The organism is Lactobacillus sp. C449L (genome assembly GCF_059900815.1).
The window spans coordinates 1-500 of record NZ_JBWXGA010000100.1; the positions used below are offsets into that span (position 1 = coordinate 1).

Sequence of the window (500 nt, forward strand, 5' to 3'; positions counted from 1 at the left end):
TATTTTTATTGCTTCCGATCCCTTATTAACTTGTCGGCCAAACTTATTCCATGTTTTCAACCCGGCAACCAAATGAGCATCCGGCTTTTGCATATAAATTAACATTTGGTTCCGGATAGACCTTTTCGGAAATTTACTTACAAAGTTTAAATATCTCATATAGTCTTTTGGATCCGAAGCAGCTTCTTTTACTCCTTTTAATAACTTCTCGTAATGCCCCTGAAGCTCTTCTTGTCTTTCCTCATAGCTTTTCTGTTTATAGCTTTTCTTGGCCAAGAAACTCACTCCATTTCATTGAATTTTATATTTATAAAGATGGCCCCGAACGATGGATATTTCTCTTCTTAGATGATTTGTTTTTCAAGTCATCTTCAAATTGCTTTTTAGATGCAAAGTTTCTTTGTTCTAAAATTCCTTGTAAAAGACCATTTGTAACTCCTGATGGTATAGCAGATAACGAATTATTTGTTGTGAAATTATCAATTTCTTCATTCATCTTC

The 500-nt window shown here is 33.6% G+C and carries 2 protein-coding genes; both read right to left on the minus strand.

What is annotated here, in order from left to right; translation table 11 throughout:
- Positions 1-276: ArdC-like ssDNA-binding domain-containing protein (locus AC2JF9_RS08500; RefSeq protein ID WP_500726904.1), on the minus strand; the 276-nt coding region annotated here is incomplete at its 3' end.
- Positions 277-307: 31 nt separating this feature from the next.
- The coding region (locus AC2JF9_RS08505; protein ID WP_500726906.1) for a hypothetical protein at positions 308-500 on the minus strand (193 nt) is incomplete at its 5' end.